Raw genomic sequence first — 25914 nt, forward strand, 5'->3', positions numbered from 1 at the left:
CACTTTGTAACTATTAGTACCTATTTCTTTGTAGAACAACAAAATTATAGGTATAAAAATTTTTCTCATCAGGTTGATGAGATTCACGACTAAGTTCGATAAATTTAGTACGGTCAAATTCTGGAAAGTACGCATCGCCATCAAACTTACCTTTAACTTCAGTGATATACAATCTATCAACTTTATCTATTATTTGGTCGTAAAAAGATGAACCGCCCACAATCATCAGTTCGTTATCATTATTAGCTAAACTTAATGCTACATCAATACTACTAACAACCTCACAATTATCAGCTTTAAATTTAGTATTTTGACTCACAATAATATTACGACGATTAGGTAATGACATACCAATAGATTCATAAGTCTTACGCCCCATCAAAATTGTTTTCCCTATTGTTGTCTTTTTAAAATAGGCCAAATCAGCTGGTAAATACCAAGGCAAAGAATTATCTTTACCAATCAAATAATTGTCATCCATCGCAACAATAATAGATAATTTCATAGAAAAGGTTTCGAATAAAGTAAAATACATTGTATTTTACAAACTATCAATCATAATGATCTCATTAATTCTAGCCTCAAATTCACCTTTTAGAAAAACATTGCTTGCCAAACTAGGTTTAGCCTTCGATATACATCCGCCAAAAATTGATGAATCAAGAAAAAAGGGTGAAACACCTGAGAAATTAGTTTACCGTCTAGCTCAGGAAAAAGCCAGAGAAATAGGAAAAACACACAGTGGTTTAATAATTGCTTCTGACCAAGTAGCGACAATTAATAATGGATTTAATACTGATGATAACATACTAACCAAACCAAAAAACCATGAGGAAGCCATTAAACAACTACAACAAAATTCTTGTAACACAGTAAATTTTCTTACAAGTTTATCACTTTTAAATACAAAAACCGACAATATACAAACTAAAGTTGAAATATTTAAGGTAATTTTTAAAAAATTAAATATTGATCAAATTAACCATTACCTTAAAAAAGAAACTCCTTATAACTGCGCAGGTAGTTTTAAATCTGAAAGCCTAGGTATTGGCTTATTTAAATGCATGATTGGCAATGATCCAAATAGTTTAATTGGTTTACCGCTCATTCAACTCATTACAATGCTAGAAAATGAAGGTATTGATATTCTAACTGACAATATTTAAATGTGATGCCATATCTCTATTCCAACAAAGTTAAATGCTTTGAATTAGGTCGAAAAATGTATTGGGGTTCACTGTATGGTAGTGCAGATGCATTGGCATTAATTGAATTAGCCAACCAACAACAAGTCATTTTAGTAATTGCTAATGATATTGTACATTTTGATAATCTTTACAAATCTTTAAAGTTTTATAACACTGACTTAGAAATTTTAAAATTTGATAATTGGGAAGTTCTCGCCTATGATTACTTCTCACCTCATCCTGATATTACATCAAGTAGATTAAAAACATTATCCAAACTTAAAAGTCTTAAACGTGGTATTGTTATCGCCACGTTAGAATCGTTATTTTCACACTTATGTCCACTAGAGTTTAGCGAAAAATATAGCTTAAATATTCGTATTAATGACAAAATTAATTCTGATACTTTTAGTAAAAAATTACTAAAAATTGGATACAAGAATGTAACCACAGTAATGGAGCATGGTGAGTTTAACATACGTAGTTCATTGATTGATCTATACCCGATGGGTACAAAAACAGCCTATCGAATTAATTTATTTGACCAAAAAGTAGAATCCATTCGCGCTTTTAGCACTTCAACTCAACGTTCTAAAACTAAAATACCTGAAATTATGCTATTGCCTGCTAGAGAGTTCGCGACAGATAATACCAGTATTGAATACTTTAAAACCAACTATAAAAAAACGTTTAATGATAATGGTTTTATTTATACTGAGGTTAGTGAAGGAAGATTACCAGGTGGTATTGAGTTCTATTTACCATTATTTTTTAACACAACAAATACCTTATTTGACTATCTAGCGGATAACACTATTATTGCCACGTCAAAAGAATTTTCAAGCTTAGTAGATAAAACTTATAGCGAAATACGTAACCGATTTAAATATGCTAAAAAATCATTAGACAGGATACCACTTGATATTCAACGAGTTTTCCTATCCAAAGAATTGCTCTTTAGTGAAGTCAAAAAAAAATCACAACTCATGCTTAGCACATCTAAAATAGAAAATAAAAATCAGTATTTTAATTTTAACTCAAGTCTACCACCTCCAGTACGCATTGAACTACAAACGAACAATCCGTTAAGTAAATTTTCAACATTTGTTAAAAGATTTACTAACAATCAAAACAAAAAAATATTAATTGTTTGTGAATCACTCGATAGACAAAATATACTCAGTGATTTACTCATCAACCATAATCTTGATACTTATAACGTTAAAAGCTGGCATGAATTTACTACTAGTAGTAAATCTCTTAACATCATCCATGAGAACCTTGTACATGGTTTACTTATCCATAATATTGCTATTATTACTGAAGAAGATTTGTTTGGACAAGAAGTAGTTCAACAACAAAGTCGTCATGCCAAACATAAAGATTTTGACGTGGCCATTAAAAGCTTAGTAGAGATTAAAATAGGCGATGCTATTGTGCATGAAAATTATGGAGTAGGTAGATATTTAGGGCTCAAAACCAAAATTTTTGATAGACAATCACAAGATTTTCTTGTCCTAAAATATGCTAATAACGCAAAATTAATGGTACCAATAATCTCATTTGATCTAATCTCTAGATATGCTGGACTTTCTCTAGAAAGTACACCATTACATAAACTAGGAACCAACCAATGGGCCAAGGCTAAGAAAAAAGCAAGTGAAGCTTTATTTGATGTAGCAGTTGAATTATTAAAAATTTCTGCCAAGCGAGCCTCCAAAACAGGCTTTTCTTTTCCTAAACCTAATGATGATTACTCTTCATTTGTTGCCAATTTTCCCTTTGAGGAAACTCAAGATCAGATAAAAACCATGAATGAAGTACTAGCAGATATGCAATCACAACAACCTATGGACAGATTGGTATGTGGAGATGTTGGTTTTGGAAAAACTGAGATTGCCATGCGTGCAGCTTTTTTAGCAGTTAAAGCAGGTAAACAAGTTGCAATTTTAGTGCCAACCACACTATTATCCAATCAACACTATCGATCTTTTATAGATCGTTTCACTAATGACCCTACAAAAATTGCAACATTATCAAGATTTCAAACCAGAAAAGAGCAAAAAATAATTATTGAACAACTAAAACAAGGAACTATTGATATCATTATCGGTACACACAAAATTATCCAAAATAATATTAAATACAAAAACCTTAGCTTAATTATTATTGATGAAGAACATCGCTTTGGAGTTAAACAAAAAGAAGCCTTGAAAAAACTACGAGGGCAGAGTGATATTCTAACCATGACTGCCACCCCTATTCCGCGTACATTAAATATGGCACTAGGTTCGTTAAGAGAATTATCCATTATTGCAACGCCACCCGCTAAGCGCAGTACTATCCAAACTTTTGTACAAGAATGGCATGACAATAATATCAAAGAGGCAATTACAAGAGAAATACACCGTGGTGGACAGGTTTTTGTACTACACAATGATATTAATTCAATTGACAATATGGCAGAAAATCTAAAACAAATTATACCAAAATTACAGATTCGTATCGCCCACGGAAAAATTCCAACACGTGAATTAGAACAAATTATGAGTGATTTTTACCACGCACGTTTCCACATTCTAGTTTGCACCACGATTATTGAAACAGGAATTGATATTCCTAACGCCAATACCATCATTATCAATAATGCACAAAATTTTGGTCTAGCACAATTACATCAACTTAGAGGTCGTGTTGGTCGTTCTCACCATAGGGCTTATGCTTATTTAATTGTTAAATCTCATCAATCTTTATCTAAAACAGCTAAAAATAGACTTGATGTAATTAAGTCTTTAACAAAACTTGGTTCTGGGTTTGTGTTGGCTAATCACGATCTTGAAATTCGTGGTGCAGGTGATTTACTCGGAGATAATCAATCTGGACAAATCAGAGAAATTGGTTTTAACCTTTACCATGATTTATTGAAACGCACCATTGATGCCATGCACTCTGGTAAAAAAATTAACCTTAATGATCCAATTAACCATGAAGTACAAATTGATTCTGGCTTACCATCAATTATTCCAGAAACTTATATTTTTGATGTTCATGAACGGCTTGTGCTTTATAAACGCATTGCTAATTGTCAAAACAACAATGAACTTAAAGCCTTGAAAATTGAGATGATTGATCGTTTTGGTCTATTGCCAGATTCAACTAAGAACTTACTTTACAATACCAAACTGAAACTCTTTTCACAAATAATTGGGATTAATAAAATAATCCTTTATGAAGATAAAGCTATCATTACCTTTAACAAAAAAAACACCATTGATCCTATAAAAATCACTAACCTTATCCAAAAACAATCAAAAAAATATCAGCTAAAAGATCAAAATCAATTAATTATCAAAGAACAAATGCCCAAAAATATTAGACGAATCAAATTAATAGAATATTTATTAAAAATGTTAAATTAATTTGATTATAATAACTCTCCATAGTTATCTTGATAATATTTTTCAATATAACCCATATCAAATTGGTGATTTTGAGCGCCTAAATGTGTAACTTTAATAGCACCAAGTAAACCTGCCAGTTGTCCTATAGTTTTCCAATCCATATTATTCATTAAACCATATAAAAGTCCTGCACGATAAGCATCTCCACAACCTGTTGGATCTTGAGAAACATCTACTTTAACAGGAGTAATATTGATTACTTTTCCTTCAGTATGAATCTCTGAACCTTGTATATCTTTAGTGATAAAGAGCGCCTTTACTTTTATAGCAATATTCTCCAAATTTAGTCCAGTTCTATCTTGTAACATTTGTGATTCATAGCTATTCACTACCACATAACTAGATTGTTCAATAAAATTGATTAACTCTTCACCTGAAAACATTGGCATACCCTGACCTGGATCAAAAATAAATGGGATATTTAACTGCTTAAATTGTTCCGCATGTTCAATCATTCCAGTACGTCCATCAGGGGACACAATACCAATATCAACCATACCAACATCAGATACCTTATTCTGGTGCGACTGATCCATCGCACCAGAATGAAAAATAGTAATTTGATTGTCGCTCATATCAGTGGTAATAAATGCCTGACCTGTATATTGATCTTCGATAATTTTAATATATGCGGTATTCATATGACACTTTTTCATCCATGCTAAATAAGGTGTAAAGTCAGTGCCAACTGTTGCCATTGGCACTGATTTAGCTCCTAATAAATGTAAGTTATAAGCAATATTACCAGCACAACCGCCAAACTCTTTACGCATAGTTGACACTAAAAATGATACATTTAGCATATGTACTCTATCTGGTAAAATATGGTTATTAAAATGATCATGAAACACCATGATACTATCAAAAGCATAAGAGCCACAAATTAATGCTATTTTTGTCATATTATTTTTTTCTTTCTATTTTTAAAATATTCAATTAACTTGATATGTCTATGATAAATAAAAGTTACTATCTTAATTCTTTTGGTACTGGAAAATGAATATTTTCCTTTACGCCACTCACTTCAATAACTTTAGTTACACCCTTATCTCGTAAAAAATCAACAACTTCTTGAACTATAACTTCTGGCGCAGAAGCACCTGCAGTTACGCCTATTGTATCAACACCTTTAAACCATAATTCATCAATATCATCAATACCATCAATTAGATAGGCAGGAATACCTATTTTTTCAGCAATTTCTCTAAGACGATTTGAATTGGATGAATTACTAGAACCTAATATCAACAATATACTAGAAAATTGCATCAAAATTTTAACTGCATCTTGACGATTTTGCGTTGCATAACAAATATCATCTTTCTTAGGCATGTCAATAGTAGGAATTCTTAATTTTAAACAATCTATAATAAGTTGAGTATCATCAATTGAAAGTGTAGTTTGTGTTGTATAAGAAAATGACATATTTTTTGATAAATTTAAACGCTCGACATCTTCAATTGTTTCCACTAATTGAATACAATTATTCTCACTAGATTGCCCTAACGTACCCTCAACCTCTGGATGACCTTTATGACCAATTAAAATCACCTGATAATTTTGTTTTTGTTTTCTAGCAACTTCTTTATGCACCTTAGTAACCAAAGGACAGGTAGCATCATAAATAATTGCGCCTATATTTTGTGCTTGCCTACGTACTGCAATTGATACACCATGTGCACTAAAAATAACTACTTGATTATTAGGCACATCAGCAATATTCTCAACAAAAACAGCACCTTTATTCTTTAGCCCATCAACTACAAATTTATTATGTACCACCTCATGACGAACATATACTGGTGCGCCATGCAACTTTAACGCACACTCCACAATTTCAATTGCACGGTCAACACCAGCACAGAATCCACGTGGATTTGCCAATAAAACTTTCATTGTTTTTGAAGTATTTTTACCTGAAAGGAGACATCATTACCAGCCAGTGGATGATTAAAATTAACGGTAATATCATCATTCTTAATTTTATCAATACAGCCTACATAAGAATCTCCTATAGGAGTTTTGAATTCAATAACAGAATCTAACTCAATCATCATAGTTTGTGGGAAATCTAAACGTTTCATAGTCTGAAAGGCCTCTTCTAGTTCATTACCAAATGCTTCTGATGCACTTAAAAGGAAAGTTTGCAGTTTTCCAACTTGAGCGTTAATAACACATAACTCTAAGCAAAAATCTAACTGACCATCACCCAGTTCAAATTCAAGTGGATCATCCCAAGACTCATCAATCAAAGTACCATTTGCATGACTAAATTTATAAAAGATTTTGTATTTAGTCATTATTAAACGTCATAGCGCTTAATATTCTATGTACTTGAGTACGTAACTCAGAACGATGCACAATCATGTCAATCGCACCTTTGTCTAACAAAAATTCACTACGCTGAAAACCTTCTGGCAATGCTTCACGTACTGTTTGTTTAACCACTCTAGGGCCAGCAAACCCAATCAATGCACTTGGTTCAGCAATATTAATATCTCCCAGCATAGCAAAACTAGCAGAAACACCACCCATAGTTGGATCAGTCAAAATCGAAATAAAAGGTACTTTTATATCACTTAGTAATTTAATTATTAAAGCTGTTTTACTCATCTGCATTAACGAAAAAAGACCTTCCTGCATACGCGCACCACCTGAGGCTGAAAAACAAATCAGTGGTATATTAGTTTTAATGCTTATTTTTGCAGCGCGAACAAACTTTTCACCGACAACAGAGCCCATAGAACCACCCATAAACTTAAATTCAAAAGCTACAACCACAACCTTTATACCGTTGAGTGTTCCTATTTTAACTACAAGCGCATCTTTTTCATGGGTAATCCTTTGCGCTTGTAAATAACGGTCTTTATATTTTTTTTGATCTTTAAACTTTAGAGGATCAACTGCACTCAAATTAGCAGCAACTTCTTCCTGTCCTTTCTTGTCTAAAAATCCATCAATACGAGCCCTAGCAGTAAGACGAATATGATAATCACACTTAGGGCAAACATAATTCAATGTTTTTAACTCTTCTGAATAAAGCGTGGTTTCACACTTAGGGCACTTACTCCACAAACCTTTGGGAATATCTTTTTTCACTACACTAGTAATAGAAGGTAAAATTTTTTCCAACCAACTCATACTCTTTTCCTTATTTTAACTATTTAATTATGGTAGAAATCTCATTTGCCAAATACCCAACACTTGTTAACATTTTAGTTCTATCATTCGCATATCTCTCAACCAATACAACTAATGACGAACCTACAATAACTGCATCAGCATATTCAGCCACCATCTTTGCACTTATTGCATCTTTAATACCAAATCCTACTCCAATAGGCAGATCAATTGCTTGACGAATTCTTAAAATATATGTTTTAACCAGATTAATATCCAAATATTCTGCACCCGTTACACCCTTAAGGGAAACAAAATAAATAAAGCCTGAGGCAATAGTAGCTAAAAATACCAAACGCTCATCCATTGTCGTTGGCGCAACCAAAAATATAAAATTAATTCCAACACCATCCAAGATTTGCTTTAAGCCATAGGCTTCTTCTGGTGGCATATCCACCACCAATACACCATCAACACCACTTTCACTAGCAGCATTGGCAAAAGATTGATAACCAAAAACTTCAATCGGATTTAAATAACCCATCAACACGATGGCTGTTGTATCATTGATTTGTCTAAATTTCTTAACCACAGTAAATACATCAAATAAACTAACGCCATCCTTTACCGCCCGCTCATATGACCTAGAAATAACAGGACCATCAGCCATCGGATCTGAAAATGGCACACCAAGTTCAATCACATCTGCACCATTTTTAACTAACACCTGCATCAACTCAAAGGTATTATCAAGTCCACTATCACCTGCAGTAATGAATGGGATAAATACCTTATGATTTTTAGATGAATTAAGAAATACTCTACTAAGACGCGACATATTATCTACATTCCTTACTAAATGTATGCACATAATCAACCAATACCTTTACATTTTCAGGATCAACATCAGGGGTAATGCCATGACCAAGATTAAAAATATAACCTGTATCTCCTTTAAATTGTGACAATACTTTTTGAACTTCACGTTCAATTACTTCAGGTGTAGCATACAAAACAGCTGGATCAAGATTACCCTGAATAGCAACTTTATTACCCACTTCTTGTTGCACTTGATAAAGTTCTACTGTCCAATCTATACCTACTCCATCACATCCTGTATCAGCAATATGCGTTAAATACTTACCACCATTTTTACTAAATAACGTAATGGGAATATTTGGATGTTGGGCTTTAACACCTTTAACTATTTTTGCCATATAATATAATGAAAAATCTAAATAATTGTGTGCAGATAATACACCCCCCCAAGTGTCAAAAACCATTACACTATCTACGCCTGATACGATCTGTTGATTAAGATAAGCAATCACACTTTGTGTCAACTTCATTAACAATAAGTGTAACGCTTCTGGATCATTAAATAGCATTTTTTTAGTACTAGCAAAGACTCTACCTCCACCATCAATCATATAAGTCGCCAAAGTCCATGGACTGCCACTAAATCCAATCAAAGGTATACGATTATTCAATGATTTTTTAATGGTTGAAACCCCGTCGAAAACATAACTTAAATCGTTATTAAGGTCAGTAGATATTTTTTTAATATCTTTCAGATTTTTAATTGGATTTCTGAATTTTGGCCCTTCACCTTCCATAAAATACAAACCTAAACCCATTGCATCAGGAATCGTTAAAATATCTGAGAATAAAATAGCTGCATCTAAGTCAAATCGATCAATAGGCTGCATCGTAACCTCACAAGCCAACTCTGGTGATTTACATAACGTTAGAAAATCTCCAGCTTTTGCACGTGTTGCACGATACTCTGGCAAATAACGCCCCGCTTGACGCATTATCCAAATAGGCGTACGTGAGGTGGGTTTTTTTAATAAGGCATTAATATAATCAAATGACATACGCTTTAAATATAAAAAAAGTAAACACTCATAAAAAAGGCCACTCTCGTGGCTTTTTATTGACTTTTGTCTTCTTATCTTTTAAAACTAGCATAGCGTGATTTAAATTTCTCAACACGTCCTGCACTATCCATAATTTTTTGCTTACCTGTATAAAAAGGATGACAACTAGAGCATACATCCAAATGCAACTCCTTCTTATCAATAGTTGAACGAGTCTTAAAGGTATTGCCACATGAACAAATAACCTGAACGTCATTATAATTAGGATGAATGCTTGTTTTCATATTAATATTAACTATTTTCTAAAATCGTAAAATTAATGGAGATTTATTATATACTGTTTGAAACTCATAAAAATACTATTTTTAATTGTTTCTTAGACGCGCTGCATTAACAATCACAATTAATGAACTAATAGGCATAACAATAGCTGCAAATAATGGCGTAACCTTTGCCATCATAGCCAATGGTATCATAAAAGTATTATACAATAATGCAAAAATAATATTTTGTCTAATAATACTATTAGTATGCTTTGCCAAGTTAATCAGATCAATGATTGGGTTAATTGTAGGTTCTAAGATAATCAAGTCTGCACTATTAACCGATACATCACTACCTGAACCAATAGCAATACTAACATCAGCCTGAACAAGAGCAGGAGCATCATTCACTCCATCACCTACCATAAGTACTATATGTCTTTGTTGTAATTGTTTTATATAATTAGCTTTATCTTTTGGTAAGGCTTGCGAAATTATATGTTCAATACCTAACTCTGAGGCAATCGATTGAGTCACTATTTTACTATCACCACTTAATATACTAACTTGCTTGCCTATAGATCTAAGCTGATTAACAACCTTAGCAGCATCTAATTTAATCTTATCCTGTAAAATAACAAACCCCAACACTTTAGATTCAGTGGCACACCAAATACAACTAGCGCCTTGTTCCTCTAATATAATAGATTTATTTAATAAATCAGTATTTACCTTATGATGAATATCCACATAAGATAGATTACCAATTGTATACCGTTGTTGATCAATAATACCACTAACTCCTTGCCCATAGTCAGCGTAAAATCCACTAACTTCTAAATATTTACTAACAAAATCAATATCAACAATTGCCTTAGCTAATGGATGTTCAGAATACCTTTCAATACTTCTCATGATATTGATAAAACTTGTTTTATCAATCACAGTTTCAATGTGGCTAATACTAAATTTACCTCTAGTAAGAGTTCCAGTTTTATCAAAAACTACCCAATCCACTTTATCTAATACTTCCAACGCATTGCTGTTTTTAATGAGTATTTTTTTTTTAATCGCTACACCACTTGCAACTGCAACACTCATTGGTGTAGCTAAACCAAATGCACAAGGACAAGTGATAATTAGTACACTAGTAGCACTTAATAATGCCAAATCAAAATCATATGGATACCAATAAATAAAGGTCACTATTGCCAATAAGATTGTCATGACAACAAAATAAGGAATAATTTTATCAAGCATACAAATAATTGAGCTTTTATTATATTTAGTAGTTTCAACTAAACTCACAATTTGTCCCAAAGCTGAGTTCCTTAAAGTTTTAGTTACTTTGATTATCAAACTCCCACTAGCATTAATTGAACCAGCAAACACCTTATCACCAGATTGTTTTCTAATCAATAAAGACTCGCCTGTTAATAGTGACTCATCTACTTCACTATTGCCTGACAAAACAATTCCATCTACAGCTATGCGCCCTGCAGGTTTAATTAAGACAGTATCACTTATTTTAATTAAACTTACTGGGGTAATTTGTTCCTCACCTTTACTAATTACATAAGCAACCTTAGGTTGCAACTGCTGCAATGTACTAGAGGCTGATAAGGTAGATTTTTTAACCGAACTTTCAAGATAACGTCCAATTAAAATCACAAATATAAAATTAACCACTGTGTCAAAATATACTTCATTCTTAGCAGATAATCCAAACAACACATATACAGAATAAAAATACGTACTTAAAGCACCGATACTAATTGGCACATCCATATTCATAAAATTATTTTTAAGTCCAAAATAAGCATTTTTAAGGAATGGCATACCCGCATAAAATAGAGTAGGAGTCGCTAATACAAAACTTAACCATTGAAAATAATGATGGTATTTACCGTCTGTTGCCCCTGTGTACAAAGCAATTGAAATCCATAATAAATTCATCATCGTAAACGCACTAAAACCAATACGATAAAGTATCAATCGATTGATTTTATTAGCAATAGATTCAGCTACATCTTGTTCATATGGTATTGCTGAATATCCAAGGTCTGCTAATTTTTGCATAATTACAGACAACTGAATATCAGTATCAGTCCAACTAAGACGAATACGCTTATCAGTTAAATTAACTCGTACTAAAAGTACTCCATTAAGCGCATTAACCGCTCTCTCAATTAACCACACACAAGCAGCACAATGAATGGTATTGCTAATTAAAGTGATAGTTTTAATACCACTTTCATAAGAAGACTCTAAAAAAGGTTGCTGAAAAGCCGGTGCATCATAAAACTCTATTGGATATTCCAAATCAATTGCAGGTAATAATGAATTAGTTTTCTGATGATAAAAAGAGCTTAGGCCGCTTAGATAGATAGTTTTACATACACTTGCACAACCAAAACAACAAAAGTCTTGCTGTTTACCCTCAATTGGTACTCTAACTTGATTACGTATAATAACTTCTAATCCACAATGATAACAGGTATTACTCATAGTAGTTGATTTTATTGTATTTATACCGTTAAACGTTTACAATATCAACCCAAACCTTTCATTAGCTTGATACAATTGATGCAATCCACAAAACAACAACTCTTTCACATAAAAACTCAGCAAATGATAACTAACTACGCCTATTATTTCTCACATAATAATATACGTTCTATATTTTTCGACGTGTAAATCACATTTTGTACTTAGTCTATGAATAAATTATCCATACAACTCGTACTACTTAATTTGTTATTCTTTAGCAATCAAAGCATCTCTGAACCTCCAGTTCATCTTTATAAACAATACTTAATTGGTACACCAAGAGCTTATTTACAAAAATCACACCCATTAGAAGATTGTTCTGATAAATACGAAAAAGGCACCATGTGTATGAAAAATCACTCATTAGCAGGTGAGAAAGCTGAAATTGCTTTCCGGTTTTTAAATGACAAACTTGTTTCTATTGTGCTGATAATGACACTAACTGACGTGAGTAAAATTAAGAAAATATTTTATGTATTAAAAACACAATTTGATTTAGTCTTAATTGAAGATGGCTACAATAAATTAGATATTATTCAAATTAATGCCAGCACTTTTAATAAACATGAATTTACTAAAATAATCGCTGATTTTGAGAATGAAGCCTACCAAAAGCAAAATATTAAATACACTTTTATCAGTAAGGATGAATTTATTACACAATCACGTAAATCACGTAATTTTTCTGATATTTTTAAAAATGCACCCATGCGAATGCGCGCTGCAATTTATAGTATAGGTCGAAAAGATGAACAAGTGATTGGCACTATAAGTTTTATTGTGCCTGGAGTTACCCAATCTTATCTCGATCAAAATCCAATTGTAGAGGATTTTTAAGTTGTCATTATGAATAATATTCACGCTATTATTCTAGCAGCAGGCAAAGGTACGCGCATGAATTCTACTAAACCAAAAGTCTTACAAATATTATCAAACAACACTTTATTGGAACATGTCCTGTCTCAAGTTAAAACCTTGTGTAATAAAATTCATATAGCTTACGGCTTTGAAGGCAAGCAAGTACAACAAAAAATTAATAATCCTAATATTAACTGGGTTAAACAAATTAAACAATTAGGTACTGGGCACGCCGTAGCACAAGTAATGCCGTATATTGAAAGTAATTCAATTTCACTCATACTATATGGTGATGTTCCACTAATTAAAAGATCCACATTATCCGATTTAATCAATAAGACGCAACAAGATGACATTGCCTTATTATCTGTTATTTTAGACAACCCAACTGGGTATGGACGTATTATTCGTAATAATAAACAGATACAAGCCATTGTTGAACAGAAAGATGCAAGTAATATGCAACTGAATATTAACGAAGTTAATACAGGAATCATGGCTGTAAATTCACAGTTATTAAAGCAATATTTAAACGAAATTGACTCAAAAAATACCCAAGGTGAGCTTTATCTAACTGATATTATTGCTTGTGCGGTTGCTGATGAAAAAACTATTTCATCCATTATTAGCAAAAATAAATTTGAGGTATTAGGTGTAAATGACAAAGTACAACTAGCAGAATTAGAACGTCTTTTCCAGAAAGATCAAGCAACACAATTTATGCAACAAGGGCTTGGCTTAAAAGATCCTGCTAGATTTGATTGCCGAGGTAACTTAACCTTTGGACAGAATTGCGAAATTGATATTAACACACTCATTGAAGGTGAAGTAGCACTTGGTAATAGCACTACAATTGAACCGAATTGTATTATAAAAAACACTATAATTGGTAATCATGTATCAATTTTTCCAAACTGCGTTATTGAAGATGCCGTTATTGGAGAAGGTGTCACTATCGGGCCATTTGTACATATTCGCCCACAAACCCATATCCAAACCCATGCTAAAATTGGTAATTTTGTTGAAATTAAAAAATCAACAATTGGTAAAAACACCAAGATTTCCCATCTTAGCTATGTGGGTGATGCTACCATTGGCAAAAACGTTAATATTGGCGCAGGTGTTATTACTTGCAATTTTGATGGTGTCAACAAACACCAAACTATGATTGCTGATGGTGCATTCATTGGTTCTGACTCTCAGCTAATTGCCCCCATCAAAATTGGTAAAAATGCCAAAATCGGTGCAGGCTCTACCATCACAAAATCAGTATCTGAAAATCAGTTAAGTTTAAGCCGTACTAAACAAAAAAACCTAAAATACAATTTTAAAAAATAAATACACTTCCTTGAAATGTTTGATGATTAATGGTTTCTATTATTCTTCTGGAAACTAATTAGCGCCATAATACCAATTTGTCAATCTACCAAAGGTAGTGATTATTTTAAGATTAGTAGAGAAGATATGCTGTCTTAGATATGTATATTTACACAATTGATAGCATTACACCTGCTATTCACAATATTAAAAATAAAATTTACTGTATTTACTCTACTTATCCACCTTTTTATTTAGTATTACTATAATACTATAAATCAATTTAAATTTACTTCCATTATAAAGTATTAACCAACTAAACATAACAGTAGTCTACCTAGTTATTATTTATACCATAACTACCTTATCGAGAAACATACATATTACTAATACACAATAAATTTTAGTGAAAATATCATGTTTAATAAAAAACAAATAAGAAAATATCTGCTTAATTATATGATTACTAATACAGTTAGTAACTTCACCAATTAAAAATTGGTGTTATGTTATACACATTAAAAAATACCTTATTTATGGAAAACATAGCGATACACCTTAAAAATATAAATACTTTCCAACTATAAAGTTATCCATGAAAGACTCATGAAAAATAATTATTATGATAATAAACACCTAGATTGATCTTTACACTACAATAACATCTCTGAAATAAATCTTCAGTAAAATAGTCTAATAATTTTAAATTAATTTTTTGATACATAATATAGTATTTACAAAAAAAGATATAAATTAATCCTATTCAAAAGAATTTTCTTATAAATCTTTTAACTCATATTTATTAACATTCAATACCTTCAATTTGTGCAATAGTGTGAATATCCTTATCACCACGACCAGAAAGGTTAATAATAATATTTTTATTTTTACCTAATTTTTTTGCAAGCTTGATACCATAAGCCACAGCATGGGAAGATTCTAATGCTGGTAAAATACCCTCAATTTTAGTAAGTATATGAAATGCTTCTAATGCTTCTTCATCAGTAATCGACATATATTGTGCACGACCACTATCTTTTAAATACGCATGTTCAGGCCCAACTCCTGGATAGTCAAGACCTGCTGAAATTGAATGCCCCTCAATAATTTGCCCATTCTCATCTTCCATTAAATAAGTGCGATTACCATGTAATACACCAACACTACCTGCGCAAAGTGGGGCGGCATGTGCACTTGGGCCTTTTTCCAATCCATATCCTGCTGCTTCAACACCATAAATCTCAACTGAAGCATTATCAATAAATGCATAGAATAAACCAATCGCATTAGAACCACCACCCACACAAGCCACCAAAGCATCTGGTAAACCACCTACTTGATTATGAAATTGTAATTTTGCTTCTTTGCCAATAATACTTTGAAAATCTCGCACCATCATTGGATAAGGATGTGGCCCTGCTACTGTACCAATAATATAAAACGTATTATCAATGTTCTTCACCCAATCACGCATCGCTTCATTAAGAGAGTCTTTAAGTGTTTTTGAACCTGAAGTAACTGGAATAACCTTAGCGCCTAATAACTTCATTCTAAATACATTCAGAGATTGTCGAGCTACATCCACCTCTCCCATATAAACCACACACTCCAAACCTAAACGCGCTGCAACAGTTGCCGTTGCTACCCCATGTTGACCAGCACCTGTTTCGGCAATAATACGTGTTTTCCCCATACGTTTAGCAAGTAATGCTTGGCCAATAGTATTATTAATTTTATGCGAACCTGTATGATTTAAATCTTCGCGTTTAAGATAGATTTGAGCTCCATCTAACTTCTTGCTTAAATTTTTCGCATAGTAAAGTGGTGTTTCACGACCAGCATAATGCTTTAAATCTTGCTCAAATTCACAAATAAATTTAGGATCATTTTTAAATCTAGTATAAGCATCTTTAAGTTCAAAAACAGCTGTAATAAGCGTTTCCGCAATAAAAATACCACCATACTTATCAAAATGACCATTATTATCTGGTAAATTATAATTACTCATAAGTTCGCTTTCTGAATAAATTGTTTAATCTTATTAATATCTTTAATTCCTTTTTCACTTTCAACGCCGCTTGACACATCAACCCCATAAGGATGTACTTGATTAATAGCATTAGCTACCGTATTAGAATTAAGCCCGCCTGCTAAAATAATAGGTAGATTAATATCAACCTGGGCCAAACGCCAATCAAAATTTTCACCTGTACCACCATAAATATCTTTGTTGAACACATCTAACAATAAACCACTAGCCTGATGATACTCATCTGCCATCTTTTTGACATTAGTCTGTACATTCATATGAAGCGCCTTAATAAATGGTATGGCATATTGAGCACATTCATGTGCTGGCTCATCTCCATGAAATTGTAAAGTATCCAAAGGTACTTTACATAACACCTTATCAATAAAATTAGAGTCAGAATTCACAAACAACCCCACACGATTCACAAATGGTGGCAATACATTAACAATATCAATCGCAGTTACAATATTCACATAACGTGGGGATTTGTCATAAAACACCAAGCCAATTGCATCAATATCAAGCATGGTAGCTTGATTAGCATTATCTACACTGGTAAATCCACAAACCTTAATTCTCATCTACTTACCATCAACATCTAATTTTATCTTAATCTTATCTTTATCAATCCACCAATCATCAACTACTAATTGATCAATAGCACCTGAAAGTTTTTTCAAAAACACCTTTGGTTTGTCTAACTGTAAAGTTTTATACCATAAATCAAAAGTTGACTGATCAGTCACATTAGAATGCTTATCTGCAACAGATGCCATCATCTGTGATGAGAAAAAAATTAAATCGTCATCCGCACCACAACGCATAGAAGTAATATAATGCGCTGTTGTAGCAGCTATAGCACAAGTATCTGTCTCTTTTGGCGATTCATCAACCAAATGTTGTAACATAGCAACGCTTAATTCTGGATTAATTGGAAAAGTAACACCCAACCACAACGCATGACCTAATGCCTTTAAAGCATTTGGTTCTTCGGATAAAAACATAACATCACAAGCCTCAACTGCTAATTCCCAAAGCTCATTATCCCTTGCAATGCCAAAGGCAATAAATGCTTTTTCCCAAGCATCTAAACTCTTATAACGCTCAACTTGAATTCTACCAATTTCTAATAAATTATTAATTTTCTCTTTAACAGGAGTGTCATCAGTTTGCAACTGAATTTTATTGTCAAAAAACTTAAGTCTAGACTTAAGTTGCTCCTCATTAGCGTATAAATCTTCACCATCTTCAGCATCAAAGATTTGCTGTTTATTTAAATACTTTCCCATCCAGGTACTTCTTAATAAAAAGAGGCTTCTAAGCGATCTTCCCAATTATTGGGAACATCAATATAATCAGGTTTCACGTCCATCCTAAAAAACAGTTCATCAGATCTTTTAGACACCTTTCCTAAAACAACAACCAATTCCTCAAAATTCTCCACATGTGGATTAGAAATAATAACTTCGCTTAATAATAACATAATCTTTCAGAGAAAAAATTTAATATTTTACACTTGTATGACTTGATTTATATTAACCTAATTTACAAGTCTTTTAATATCAAGTAAATATGTTCATCTTGCTCATAAACTCCGTATGCTATCTTTTTTTATCCTTCATTAATTAATGATATTATGTTATACCGCTAAAACCTATTTTTTGTTGACAATTACTAATTTAGTAACCCTTATTAAAACTTTTAGCACTCTTATATCAATAATCATGCCATTGGCTCCTATAATTTCTTATAAATACTTTTTAAATAAAATCTAACAACCTAATATCTCTTAATTTTTTTAGATATCTCACACTTCTAAATTAATGATATCTATGATATCTAGATTTTCTATACTTTCTGATTGCTCATTAATAGATTTTTATCCAATTCTTTAGAGAAAATATGTACTTCTCCATACAAGTTGTTAGATTTTAAAAAGTTTGTTTAATAAAACCTGTATCTTTGAAATATTCTTACTTTAATATATATTAGTAGTTTATATTACTGTAATAATTTAGAAAAAAAATTTTCTATTTCTGTTTTATTTCTATCTATTTGTTGAAAAAAATTGAATATCAAAACTCAATAATTAAATTGATAAGTGTTTTATTGCACTAACTATTTTTAGTAACCTCTTTCTTAACTATCTTCTTTTTTAGTTTCAGTTTGCCGGAAATAGCTTTTTTACATTCTTCAAGGGTTAAATTTGCTATAGGTTTATCGCCAAAAACTTTCTTAATAGTAATATTTTTTTGGCCCTTACCTTTCTTTTTTCCATTCCAGATATAAGGGCCAAAACGACCGTTAAGGAGCTGTATATCAGAACCATCGAATATTTTAATAATACGTTCAGAATCAAATTTTTCTTTAATTTGAATGAGTTCCAGTGCTTTTTCTAGGCTGACTTCTTCTGGGATATCTTCTTTAAGCGAAACGTATTTTTTGCCATATTGAATATAGGGACCGAAACGGCCGTAATTAGCTTTAATAGTGCCAAAATTATCAGTTTTACCAAGGTTACGAGGCATATTAAATAATTCTAAAGCTTCATTAAGGGTGATGCTTTCAATATCTAATAAACCTCTAAAGGGGGCAAAGGTTGGTTTATCTTTATCGTCTGTATGTCCAATCTGGACAAAAGCACCATACCTGCCAACACGAACGCTAACGGGTTTGTCACTTTTTGGATCCACTCCAAGCTTACGCATGCCGTGGATTTCTTCTCTAGAAATATTTGCAGCATCTTCTATTTTTTGATGAAAAGGGATATAAAAATCCTTAACCACACCTTTCCATGAAATATTTTGTGTAGCTATAATATCAAAATCACTTTCAAGTTTAGCAGTAAATTTATAATCAATAATATTATTAAAATATTTGACTAAAAAATCAGTAAGTAAATAAGCAATATTAGTTGGAAATAGTTTATTCTTTTCACCTCTTATTACTTCACTTGATTGTGACTGAATGACTTGATTATTTTTAATTTCAATCAGTTGATACTCACGTTCCACACCTCTTACAATTTTTTTTGTGACATAATTTCTATCTTGCACTGTGGATACCATAGTAGCAAATGTTGAAGGTCTACCAATGCCCATTTCTTCAATTTTTTTTACCAATGAAGCTTCAGTATAACGTGGCTTAGCACGAGAAAAGCTCTCTCTAGCTTTAAAATTAACTAAATTTAACGTATTACCTTTGTTTAACCTTGGTAATAATTTATCTTCTGACAAGAGGTAATCATAAATCCTTAAAAAGCCTGAAAATACCAACAATTCTCCATTCGCTATAAATATCTCATCAAGTCCTTCAATGTTAATTTTTATTTTAGTTTTTTGTAACTGAGCATCGCTCATTTGACAAGACAAAGTACGTTTGTAAATAAGGCTATATAATTTAGCAGCTTGCTCTTCAATATCAAAAATATTAGGCCTCGTTAAATCAGTTGGACGAATCGCTTCATGTGCTTCCTGTGCTCCGGAGTCTTTAGACTTATATCGTCTTCTGTTATAATATTCACTGCCCAATTCTCTTACAATAATTTTGTGAATTGCCTCAATTGCAGTTTCTGATAAAATAAATGAGTCAGTTCGCATATAAGTAATAAAACCCTTACGATATAAATTTTGTGCCAAGATCATGGTTTGTTTAACTGAAAATCCTAATTTTTGAAAGGCTTCTTGTTGTAAAGTTGAAGTAATAAAAGGGGGTTTAGGAAAGCGTTTAAAGGCTTTTTTTTCAATTGATATAATGCTTAAGTTAGCCGATAAAAGTGTATTAGTAAAGGCTAATACTTTCTGTTTAGATTTAAACTCTTTATTCAATTTAACCTTAAATATCTCACCACCTTCGTTCGATAACTCTGCTTTAACTTTGTAAGTAGAATTATCAATATGATTACTAATTTCTCGTTCTCTTTCTACCACAAGACGTACCACTGGAGATTGCACCCTACCAGCAGAACGAGCACCAGAAATCTTTCGCCATAAAATAGGGGATATTTCAAAACCCACTAATCTATCAATAATACGACGTGCTTGTTGAGCATCTACTAGTTTACAATTAACTATTCTAGGCTCTGCAATAGCATTAATAATTGCATTTTTAGTAATTTCATGAAAAACAATTCTTGGAGTATCTTTAGGCAAATTAAGTGTTTCTAATAAATGCCAAGCAATAGCTTCACCCTCACGATCTTCATCTGTTGCAAGATAAACTTTTTCTGCTACCTTTACAGCCTTACGTAAATCGGCAACCACCTTTTTCTTGTCTGGGATGATTTCATAGGTAGGGGTAAAATTATTCTCAATATCTATACCCATATTTTTCTTAGGCATATCACGAATATGACCAATACTAGATTTAACGCTAAAGTCTTTACCTAAAAAATTTTCAATAGTTTTGGCTTTGGTAGGAGACTCGACAATAACAAGATTTTTTACCATTATTGAATAGTGCGATTTTCATCAAGAAACACGATTGATTCTAACCATTGTGTTGACGTTTCACCATCAATACTATTACCTAATACCATCATCACTACCCACTTAAGGTCTTCTAAAGAGATACTAGCATCACCCAATAACATGATCTGATCAATAATCATTTCACGCTGATTACCATTTAATTGGCCAATATTTTCCATAAACAACAAAAATCCTCTAGATTTAGCATTGAGTTTTATTTTTTCAGTCTTAGTATAAATACGTATACTACCTTGATAAGTCGTTTTAAACGGCTTAATCTTACCATCTTGAATGGTAGCTATTTTTTCTAGCCAGCTAAGTGCTTTATCAATACGCATTGTGTCAAATCCGATATCTGAAAGATGTGCTTTTAACTCAGTGTTATCAATTTCATGAGTAGCATCTTGCTCTGCCTCTTCAAAAAGATAATCAAACATGTAAGTTAGAACATCAAGAATATTATTTGTCATAAAAATCTCATTTAGTTAATTACACAACCTAAATCCGTTGATTTAAGCTACCTTATTTTCAGGCTTAAAATAAGCTACTAGCTAAGGTTACTATTTATCAACCCTCACTACATAATAACTCAGACATTTTAATAGCATAGAGTCTATTTTGTCTACACTTTTTACATAAGTAAACTCAAGCCTTTAATATAATTAGATAGTTTAGCACCTTTCTTAATAGATTGATGATAGCCTTTTGATAATAGGTTATTGATCTGTATATTTTAAAATACCTCTTTATCTTATGTTAATAAATAATTTTTCAGTAACTATGGTACTACTTTTCATATTCATAAATACCAAAACTCAATTTACTGATATCATAATATGATTACTAAGTAACGGGGTTACTCGCTATAAATTAAAATATCAATGAACAGTTCTTACAAATAAGCACGTTACATATTAAAATTTTAAATGCTAAAGATTTATACTTTGCTGAATAAATTCTATCAAAACAAATCACAAACTACAATCGTTCATCTATATCACAATCATAAATTTTGTTTATTAATAAAAACTAATATAGTTGATTTAGTATCAATACACTTATTATATCTGGATATAATAACCATACCAAATTCGAACTATTCAAAAATAAGTACACAAGTATTTTAACTACCAACAATAACCAATATATAATATTAACTATACATTCAATATTAGAGAATTTGAAATAGTTTTTAGTTATTTGGAACATCTTTTCATCATTAAGATGAAGGTATAATACATTTTTCATATAATTCATGTATCTTAATTAGTTATTTACCAACTTATTGCAAATATATTTAGAACAACATTAACCAATAAGGAATAAACAATACCACTTAAAACTTTTACCACAATCCACAAATTAGCTATTAGGGCATTCTTAGATAAGAATATATTAACAATAAAATATTAGAATACTAAAGCTCTAACAAGACAACAAATATAAGGTTAGAGAATTAAATTATGGTAGAATTGCAAGATTTTATCTTATAAGATATTTCATTATGAAGCAAAAGAGAACCTTTCAACCAAGTGTTATTAAACGTAAACGTACACACGGTTTCAGATTAAGAATGAGGACAAAATCAGGTCGCGCTATTATTAACGCGCGTAGAAAAAAAAAGCGTAAGCGTCTAGCAGCTTAACTAATTTAAGTGTCCTTTAGACTAACACGCAATTTAAGAGTTTTAAAACCATTTGATTATAAAACCATTTTTAAACATGGCAAAATAATTAAAGGGCAATACTGGCAAGTTTTAGCACGAAAAATTGATACTCCGGAGCCTCGCCTCGGGCTTGCCATTTCAAAAAAAATTCATCGTCTAGCCATTGATAGAAATAAAACCAAAAGAATTGCACGCGAAACTTTCAGGATACATCAAAATGATTTAAATCATTGGGAATTTGTAGTAATGGCAGAACATTCAAAACCCGCTAAAAACTCTATAATGACTAATGATCTGCTACATTTATTCAAAAAAATAATCACCTATTAATGCATTATTTACTCTTAATTATAATTAAATTTTATCAACTGTTTATCAGTCCTTTGTTAAACTCTAATTGTCGTTTTCAACCTACTTGTTCACAATATTCCTATGATGCAATCCAAACACATGGCTTTTTTAAGGGGTTAGGCCTGAGTTTAAAACGTATTAGTAAGTGCCATCCATGGCATGATAGTGGATTTGACCCCGTACCAAAAAAATAATCCCACTCTTTAATTAATAAATAACATTATGAACAATCAAAAATTCTTTCTCATTATTGCTATTTTTTTAAGTATTTTCCTCTTGTGGGACAAGTGGGAAATAACACATAAAATAGATGAAAACGATACTCTTATTAGCCAAACCAAGATTAAAGATACTAGCACGATAAATAACTCATTAACAAATCAAAACCTAGATATACCAAGTGTTACAAATCACAATAATAAATTAGACTTTACTAATACTGATACAAAAAATCAGATCCAATTTACAACAGTCAAAACCGATTTACTTACTCTAGAAATTAGCCACAAGGGTGGTACTATCCAAAATGCATGGTTAAACGATTATCCAATAGAAATTGATTCTGAACAAAAATTCCAACTACTTAGTGATAAAACTGGCAAAATATTCCAAGCACAAAGTGGCTTATTGCCACAAGAAAAAATGCCCACTCACCATTCAATATTTAGTTCGAAAAATATATATTATCAAATGGATGGCAAAAATTTAATTGTACCCTTTACTTGGAAAAGTGAAAATGGGATTATAGTTAATAAAAGATATCACTTCAAAAAAAATAGCTACGTAGTTGGCATTGATTACCAAGTAACTAACACCACTGATAGCACATTACACATAACTAGCTACACACAATTAATTCGTAATATGCCTGATAAAGATAACATGATAATGCCAACCTATACAGGTGGAGCAAGATTTAATAACCAAGATGTATATGAAAAAATAGAGTTTGAGGACTTTGACGATCAACCAAAAGTCAGCTACAAAGGCGGATGGATGGCAATGATTGAACATTACTTCTTTGTAGCCGTAATTCCAAATTTAAACCAAATACATACTTATTCTTCAAAGATTATCAATGATAAGTATTTGTTAACTGTTGTAAACCCAGAACTATCAATTGCGCCTGGTGCAACAAAAACCATAACAAATAGTAATCTTTACATCGGTCCTAAAGAACAATCTCATATTGACAATGTTGCACCAGGTTTAGATAAAACTGTTGATTATGGCATATTGTTTATTATTGCCAAGCCATTATCTGAATTACTTAATTGGATTTATTCAATAATTAATTCTTGGGGTTATTCTATTATCATCCTTACTTTACTAATAAAATTAGCATTTTATAAACTCAGCGAAAAATCATACCGCTCAATGGCAGGTATGCGACAGCTTGCTCCAAGATTGAAAAAACTTAAAGAGACCTATGGTGATAACAAACAAAAACTAGGTAAAAAAACCATGGAATTATACAAAAAAGAAAAGATCAACCCTGCATCTGGTTGTTTACCTATCTTAGTACAAATTCCTGTATTTATCTCACTCTACTGGGTACTATTAGAAATGGTTGAATTACGCCAAGCCACATTTTGGTATTTAACTGATTTATCAGCACCAGATCCATATTATATATTACCTCTTATCATGGGTATTTCTATGTTTATTCAACAAAAACTAAACCCCCCTCCACCTGACCCAATACAGGCAAAAATTATGATGGCATTGCCTTTTGTGTTCACAATCTTCTTTTTATGGTTCCCTTCTGGATTAGTGCTTTATTGGATGATCAACAATATCTTATCAATTACTCAACAATGGGTGATTAATAAACGCATTAATAGCTAAAAATTATTATGTCCATTCTTAATAATTTAGATGAATATAAATATTGGAGAGATGATAAATTAGCCAACTCTAACACTAATATTGAAACCTGTTTGATTGAAATTAACAATCCTTTCAAGATTATAAAATCAGAAAAAGATAAAATTAAGCTTTTATGCCAAAAAAATAATTTTGCCTTATTTCATATTAAACAACAAAAAAACTATCCAAGGGCTATCATCGCTATTAACAAACAGCTTGGATTGATAGATTATGATTCACATTTATACGTTCTAAATCAAGGTTTAACGAATATTACTAAGAACGTTAAAAAAGACCAAGCTAAATTTATTCCATACACCGATAAATCCATCGGCTGGCACACAGACGGTTATTACAACAAAATAGCTAAACGCATACGAGCATTTTCTTTGTTTTGTGTTACGCCTGCAAGTTATGGTGGAGAAAATAAGTGGATTAACCAACAAATAGTGTATTTACAACTAAGAGAATCTAATCCAGATGTTGCCATGGCTCTCACTCATGACCAAACCATAACTATACCAGAACACGTTATAAACAACATTGTTAAACGTAGAACTTCTATAGGTGCAATTTTTTTTATTGATCAACCCACCTCACAACTGTATATGCGTTATACGCAAAGAAAAAAAAATATTATTTATTCAACTTCCCAAGAAGTTAGACAAGCTATTACCGTTTTAGACAAATATTTAAAAACTACCACTAAATATCACTTCAGCCATACCTTGACTGCTAATCAAGGTATATTGTGTAATAATATCTTACATAAACGTTCTGCATTTACTGACAACCCAACTAATCCAAGATTACTACTAAGAGGTCGTTACTTTAATCGATTAAATTAGAATTATAATTTATATATTAATTAATAATCACCTACTGGAAAAA

At 31.7% G+C, this 25914-nt stretch carries 24 protein-coding genes; 9 read left to right on the forward strand and 15 right to left on the reverse strand.

Annotation, left to right across the window (positions count from 1 at the left end; all coding sequences use genetic code 11):
• Positions 1-13: 13 nt before the first annotated feature.
• Positions 14-505 carry a dihydrofolate reductase gene (locus HUW60_RS04645; protein ID WP_190600360.1) on the reverse strand — a complete coding sequence of 164 codons (492 nt, stop codon included), beginning with the start codon at positions 503-505 and terminating at the stop codon, positions 14-16.
• Between the two features lie 55 nt (positions 506-560).
• Between HUW60_RS04645 and HUW60_RS04650 the strand changes: the two genes are divergently transcribed.
• On the forward strand, positions 561-1166 hold the full coding sequence (locus tag HUW60_RS04650) for a Maf family protein (RefSeq protein WP_190600361.1): 606 nt from the start codon (positions 561-563) through the stop codon (positions 1164-1166).
• A gap of 5 nt (positions 1167-1171) precedes the next feature.
• Positions 1172-4606, forward strand: coding sequence for a transcription-repair coupling factor (gene mfd / locus HUW60_RS04655; RefSeq protein WP_190600362.1), 3435 nt, complete (start codon positions 1172-1174; stop codon positions 4604-4606).
• Positions 4607-4611: 5 nt separating this feature from the next.
• Here mfd and HUW60_RS04660 read toward each other — a convergent pair whose 3' ends face one another.
• The 8 genes from HUW60_RS04660 to HUW60_RS04695 form a co-directional block, all read right to left on the reverse strand.
• On the reverse strand, positions 4612-5550 hold the full coding sequence (locus HUW60_RS04660) for a carbohydrate kinase family protein (protein WP_190600363.1): 939 nt from the start codon (positions 5548-5550) through the stop codon (positions 4612-4614).
• 67 nt (positions 5551-5617) lie between these two features.
• On the reverse strand, positions 5618-6544 hold the full coding sequence (gene ispH / locus HUW60_RS04665; protein ID WP_190600364.1) for a 4-hydroxy-3-methylbut-2-enyl diphosphate reductase: 927 nt from the start codon (positions 6542-6544) through the stop codon (positions 5618-5620).
• Positions 6541-6948 (reverse strand): FKBP-type peptidyl-prolyl cis-trans isomerase, encoded by a 408-nt coding sequence (locus HUW60_RS04670; protein ID WP_190600365.1) that lies wholly within the window; start codon positions 6946-6948, stop codon positions 6541-6543. The genes ispH and HUW60_RS04670 overlap by 4 nt, the downstream gene beginning before the upstream one ends.
• The gene (accD, locus tag HUW60_RS04675) at positions 6941-7789 is read right to left on the reverse strand and encodes an acetyl-CoA carboxylase, carboxyltransferase subunit beta (RefSeq protein WP_190600366.1); all 849 of its coding nucleotides are present in this window, start codon (positions 7787-7789) and stop codon (positions 6941-6943) included. The genes HUW60_RS04670 and accD overlap by 8 nt, the downstream gene beginning before the upstream one ends.
• Positions 7790-7808: 19 nt before the next feature.
• Positions 7809-8606 carry a tryptophan synthase subunit alpha gene (gene trpA, locus HUW60_RS04680; protein ID WP_190600367.1) on the reverse strand — a complete coding sequence of 266 codons (798 nt, stop codon included), beginning with the start codon at positions 8604-8606 and terminating at the stop codon, positions 7809-7811.
• Between the two features lies 1 nt (position 8607).
• Complete coding sequence (gene hemE / locus HUW60_RS04685; protein WP_190600368.1) at positions 8608-9645, reverse strand: uroporphyrinogen decarboxylase; 1038 nt, start codon at positions 9643-9645, stop codon at positions 8608-8610.
• Positions 9646-9719: 74 nt separating this feature from the next.
• Positions 9720-9932, reverse strand: coding sequence for a 50S ribosomal protein L31 (rpmE, locus tag HUW60_RS04690; RefSeq protein ID WP_190600369.1), 213 nt, complete (start codon positions 9930-9932; stop codon positions 9720-9722).
• Between the two features lie 81 nt (positions 9933-10013).
• Complete coding sequence (locus tag HUW60_RS04695) at positions 10014-12419, reverse strand: heavy metal translocating P-type ATPase (RefSeq protein ID WP_190600370.1); 2406 nt, start codon at positions 12417-12419, stop codon at positions 10014-10016.
• 210 nt (positions 12420-12629) lie between these two features.
• Between HUW60_RS04695 and HUW60_RS04700 the strand changes: the two genes are divergently transcribed.
• On the forward strand, positions 12630-13298 hold the full coding sequence (locus HUW60_RS04700) for a hypothetical protein (protein ID WP_190600371.1): 669 nt from the start codon (positions 12630-12632) through the stop codon (positions 13296-13298).
• Positions 13299-13307: 9 nt separating this feature from the next.
• Positions 13308-14657 (forward strand): bifunctional UDP-N-acetylglucosamine diphosphorylase/glucosamine-1-phosphate N-acetyltransferase GlmU, encoded by a 1350-nt coding sequence (gene glmU, locus HUW60_RS04705; protein ID WP_190600372.1) that lies wholly within the window; start codon positions 13308-13310, stop codon positions 14655-14657.
• 781 nt (positions 14658-15438) lie between these two features.
• On the opposite strand, the gene trpB is transcribed toward glmU, so the two are convergent.
• The 6 genes from trpB to HUW60_RS04735 form a co-directional block, all read right to left on the reverse strand.
• A complete protein-coding gene (trpB, locus tag HUW60_RS04710) occupies positions 15439-16644 on the reverse strand; it encodes a tryptophan synthase subunit beta (protein WP_190600373.1) in 1206 nt (401 codons plus the stop codon).
• On the reverse strand, positions 16641-17249 hold the full coding sequence (locus tag HUW60_RS04715; protein ID WP_190600374.1) for a phosphoribosylanthranilate isomerase: 609 nt from the start codon (positions 17247-17249) through the stop codon (positions 16641-16643). The genes trpB and HUW60_RS04715 overlap by 4 nt, the downstream gene beginning before the upstream one ends.
• On the reverse strand, positions 17250-17957 hold the full coding sequence (locus HUW60_RS04720) for a hypothetical protein (protein ID WP_190600375.1): 708 nt from the start codon (positions 17955-17957) through the stop codon (positions 17250-17252).
• A gap of 11 nt (positions 17958-17968) precedes the next feature.
• Positions 17969-18151: a sulfur relay protein DsrC gene (locus HUW60_RS04725; protein ID WP_190600376.1), complete on the reverse strand. Its 183-nt coding sequence runs from the start codon at positions 18149-18151 to the stop codon at positions 17969-17971.
• A 631-nt stretch (positions 18152-18782) separates the two neighbouring features.
• The gene (gene topA / locus HUW60_RS04730; protein ID WP_190600377.1) at positions 18783-21116 is read right to left on the reverse strand and encodes a type I DNA topoisomerase; all 2334 of its coding nucleotides are present in this window, start codon (positions 21114-21116) and stop codon (positions 18783-18785) included.
• Positions 21116-21607, reverse strand: a complete 492-nt coding sequence (locus HUW60_RS04735) for a Smg family protein (protein ID WP_190600378.1) — start codon at positions 21605-21607, stop codon at positions 21116-21118. The genes topA and HUW60_RS04735 overlap by 1 nt, the downstream gene beginning before the upstream one ends.
• A gap of 1034 nt (positions 21608-22641) precedes the next feature.
• Here HUW60_RS04735 and rpmH point away from each other — a divergent pair.
• From rpmH to HUW60_RS04760, 5 genes are read left to right on the forward strand one after another with little or no spacing between them, the layout of a single operon-like run.
• Positions 22642-22782: a 50S ribosomal protein L34 gene (gene rpmH / locus HUW60_RS04740; RefSeq protein WP_011930306.1), complete on the forward strand. Its 141-nt coding sequence runs from the start codon at positions 22642-22644 to the stop codon at positions 22780-22782.
• A gap of 9 nt (positions 22783-22791) precedes the next feature.
• Positions 22792-23133 carry a ribonuclease P protein component gene (gene rnpA, locus HUW60_RS04745; RefSeq protein WP_190600379.1) on the forward strand — a complete coding sequence of 114 codons (342 nt, stop codon included), beginning with the start codon at positions 22792-22794 and terminating at the stop codon, positions 23131-23133.
• Entirely contained in the window at positions 23133-23348 is a 216-nt protein-coding gene (gene yidD / locus HUW60_RS04750; RefSeq protein ID WP_238924474.1) for a membrane protein insertion efficiency factor YidD, read from the forward strand. The genes rnpA and yidD overlap by 1 nt, the downstream gene beginning before the upstream one ends.
• A gap of 28 nt (positions 23349-23376) precedes the next feature.
• The gene (yidC, locus tag HUW60_RS04755) at positions 23377-25002 is read left to right on the forward strand and encodes a membrane protein insertase YidC (protein ID WP_190600380.1); all 1626 of its coding nucleotides are present in this window, start codon (positions 23377-23379) and stop codon (positions 25000-25002) included.
• A gap of 8 nt (positions 25003-25010) precedes the next feature.
• Complete coding sequence (locus tag HUW60_RS04760; RefSeq protein WP_190600381.1) at positions 25011-25871, forward strand: TauD/TfdA family dioxygenase; 861 nt, start codon at positions 25011-25013, stop codon at positions 25869-25871.
• The last annotated feature ends 43 nt before the right edge of the window (positions 25872-25914 follow it).

It is taken from the genome of Candidatus Vesicomyosocius sp. SY067_SCS001, from assembly GCF_014706615.1.
GTDB lineage: Bacteria > Pseudomonadota > Gammaproteobacteria > PS1 > Pseudothioglobaceae > Ruthia.

Coding starts and splice junctions, on each gene's coding strand:
- HUW60_RS04645 (WP_190600360.1), bottom strand. CDS start 505: ATGAAATTATCTATTATTGTTGCGATGGATGACAATTATTTGATTGGT.
- HUW60_RS04650 (WP_190600361.1), top strand. CDS start 561: ATGATCTCATTAATTCTAGCCTCAAATTCACCTTTTAGAAAAACATTG.
- mfd (WP_190600362.1), top strand. CDS start 1,172: ATGCCATATCTCTATTCCAACAAAGTTAAATGCTTTGAATTAGGTCGA.
- HUW60_RS04660 (WP_190600363.1), bottom strand. CDS start 5,550: ATGACAAAAATAGCATTAATTTGTGGCTCTTATGCTTTTGATAGTATC.
- ispH (WP_190600364.1), bottom strand. CDS start 6,544: ATGAAAGTTTTATTGGCAAATCCACGTGGATTCTGTGCTGGTGTTGAC.
- HUW60_RS04670 (WP_190600365.1), bottom strand. CDS start 6,948: ATGACTAAATACAAAATCTTTTATAAATTTAGTCATGCAAATGGTACT.
- accD (WP_190600366.1), bottom strand. CDS start 7,789: ATGAGTTGGTTGGAAAAAATTTTACCTTCTATTACTAGTGTAGTGAAA.
- trpA (WP_190600367.1), bottom strand. CDS start 8,606: ATGTCGCGTCTTAGTAGAGTATTTCTTAATTCATCTAAAAATCATAAG.
- hemE (WP_190600368.1), bottom strand. CDS start 9,645: ATGTCATTTGATTATATTAATGCCTTATTAAAAAAACCCACCTCACGT.
- rpmE (WP_190600369.1), bottom strand. CDS start 9,932: ATGAAAACAAGCATTCATCCTAATTATAATGACGTTCAGGTTATTTGT.
- HUW60_RS04695 (WP_190600370.1), bottom strand. CDS start 12,419: ATGAGTAATACCTGTTATCATTGTGGATTAGAAGTTATTATACGTAAT.
- HUW60_RS04700 (WP_190600371.1), top strand. CDS start 12,630: ATGAATAAATTATCCATACAACTCGTACTACTTAATTTGTTATTCTTT.
- glmU (WP_190600372.1), top strand. CDS start 13,308: ATGAATAATATTCACGCTATTATTCTAGCAGCAGGCAAAGGTACGCGC.
- trpB (WP_190600373.1), bottom strand. CDS start 16,644: ATGAGTAATTATAATTTACCAGATAATAATGGTCATTTTGATAAGTAT.
- HUW60_RS04715 (WP_190600374.1), bottom strand. CDS start 17,249: ATGAGAATTAAGGTTTGTGGATTTACCAGTGTAGATAATGCTAATCAA.
- HUW60_RS04720 (WP_190600375.1), bottom strand. CDS start 17,957: ATGGGAAAGTATTTAAATAAACAGCAAATCTTTGATGCTGAAGATGGT.
- HUW60_RS04725 (WP_190600376.1), bottom strand. CDS start 18,151: ATGTTATTATTAAGCGAAGTTATTATTTCTAATCCACATGTGGAGAAT.
- topA (WP_190600377.1), bottom strand. CDS start 21,116: ATGGTAAAAAATCTTGTTATTGTCGAGTCTCCTACCAAAGCCAAAACT.
- HUW60_RS04735 (WP_190600378.1), bottom strand. CDS start 21,607: ATGACAAATAATATTCTTGATGTTCTAACTTACATGTTTGATTATCTT.
- rpmH (WP_011930306.1), top strand. CDS start 22,642: ATGAAGCAAAAGAGAACCTTTCAACCAAGTGTTATTAAACGTAAACGT.
- yidD (WP_238924474.1), top strand. CDS start 23,133: ATGCATTATTTACTCTTAATTATAATTAAATTTTATCAACTGTTTATC.
- yidC (WP_190600380.1), top strand. CDS start 23,377: ATGAACAATCAAAAATTCTTTCTCATTATTGCTATTTTTTTAAGTATT.
- HUW60_RS04760 (WP_190600381.1), top strand. CDS start 25,011: ATGTCCATTCTTAATAATTTAGATGAATATAAATATTGGAGAGATGAT.